This window comes from Gulosibacter sediminis, assembly GCF_014904065.1.
Taxonomy (GTDB): Bacteria; Actinomycetota; Actinomycetes; order Actinomycetales; family Microbacteriaceae; genus Gulosibacter; species Gulosibacter sediminis.
The window spans coordinates 1-1,359 of sequence record NZ_JACXJG010000060.1; the positions used below are offsets into that span (position 1 = coordinate 1).

A 1,359-nucleotide genomic window follows, 5' to 3' on the forward strand; every position below is an offset into this window, starting at 1 on the left:
TACGACTGTCAGTCTCTTTCTGCCCGATCTCGCGAGGATGGGGTAGTCCTGGCCGGAGTGTTCTGACCCTTGCTTACGATTGGCCCGCAGGGTGCCGTGGCGTTGATCTGTCGAGCCTCCGGCCGGGCGCGCAGTAACCGCTGCCGCCGGATCGGGCGTGACCTGATAGGAGCCTGGAGCAGTCTCGACAACGCGTCCCCATGACAGTCCTGTCCACCCGCCGGCGCCAGCGTGACACCACGCTAACGGCAGGAGAACAGAAGAACATGACCGAGATTGAGACCGCCCGTTCGGGGCACGTCGTTATCGGCGTCGACACCCACAAGCACATCCATGTCGCCGCGGTGATGGACTCGATCGGCGGGATCCTCGCGACGCTGACGATCCCGACCCATGCCGCCGGGTTCAGGCAGCTGCTGGAGTGGGCGGCGGGTTTCGGGAAGATCATCGCGTTCGGGATCGAGGGCACCGGTTCCTACGGGGCCGGACTGACCTCGTTCGTTCGTCGCCACGGGCATAAGGTGATCGAGGTCTCACGACCCGATCGGCGGCTGCGCAGGCTCAACGGCAAGTCCGACACCCTGGACGCGGAGAACGCCGCCCGAGCCGTGCTCGCAGGGTTCGCGACCGCGATTCCGAAGACCGCGGACGGCGTCGTCGAGATGATCCGTCAGCTGAAAGTAGCGCACGATACCGCGGTGAAGGACCGCACCGGCGCGATGGTCACTCTCAAAGCGATGCTCGTCCACGCCACCGAGGAGCTGCGCAAGGAAACCGCGAAGAAGACGCAGAAGATGGTCGCGAGGCACTGCGCCGCGCTCCGCCCCCGCGGGCTGGCCACACCGGAGGACGCGAACCGTCATGCGCTCCGCTCGATCGCGAGACGCTGGATCGCCCTGAACGAGGAGATCAAAGACCTCGAAGCACAGATCGAGCAGCTCGTGCTCCAGCGCGCACCGCACCTGCTGGACGAGTTCGGGATCGGTGTCGACACCGCCGCAGAGATTCTCATCGTCGCGGGAGACAACCCTGAACGCATCAAGAGCGAGGCCGCGTTCGCGAAACTCGCCGGGATCAGCCCCGTCCCCACCGGGAGCGGGATGACCAGCGGGAAGCATCGCATCAACCACGGTGGCCATCGGCAGCTCAACGCGGCGATCTACCGGACCGTCATCGTCAGGATGCGATTCCACGAACCCACCATCGCCTACGTCGCCCGACGCACCGCCGAGGGCAAGAGCAAACGAGACATCATCCGCTGCCTGAAACGCTACGTGATCCGCGAGGTCTACCACCTCGTGAAGACCGACCCGAGAACCGGCGAAATCATGAGTTGACAACTATAGGAGCATCAACGCG

1 protein-coding gene is annotated in these 1,359 nt (G+C 64.8%); it reads left to right on the top strand.

Annotated elements, in window-relative coordinates:
* Positions 1–266 precede the first annotated feature (266 nt).
* Positions 267–1,337, top strand: a complete 1,071-nt coding sequence (locus ID132_RS12960; protein WP_193128815.1) for an IS110 family RNA-guided transposase — start codon at positions 267–269, stop codon at positions 1,335–1,337.
* Positions 1,338–1,359 lie beyond the last annotated feature (22 nt).

Coding starts and splice junctions, on each gene's coding strand:
- ID132_RS12960 (WP_193128815.1), top strand. CDS start 267: ATGACCGAGATTGAGACCGCCCGTTCGGGGCACGTCGTTATCGGCGTC.